A 250-nucleotide genomic window follows, 5' to 3' on the forward strand; every position below is an offset into this window, starting at 1 on the left:
CCGCTCACGGGACAGGCCGCCTGGGCCCAGCGCGGACAGGCGGCGCTTGTGGGTCAGGCCGGACAGCGAGTTGTTCTGGTCCATGAACTGCGACAGCTGCGAGGTACCGAAGAACTCGCGGATCGCAGCCGAGACCGGGCGCACGTTGATCAGGGACGTCGGGGTGATGGACTCCGCGTCCTGGGTGGTCATGCGCTCGCGCACGACGCGCTCCATACGCGACAGGCCGACGCGGACCTGGTTCTGGATC

Annotated in this window: 1 protein-coding gene; it reads right to left on the reverse strand. The window is 68.4% G+C overall.

Annotated elements, in window-relative coordinates; genetic code table 11:
• The coding region (locus tag GNF10_RS37655; protein WP_185607551.1) for a hypothetical protein at window positions 1-250 on the reverse strand (250 nt) is incomplete at both ends.

Origin of the sequence: Nostoc sp. UCD121 (assembly GCF_014222285.1) — a bacterium.
GTDB lineage: Bacteria > Cyanobacteriota > Cyanobacteriia > Cyanobacteriales > Nostocaceae > Nostoc.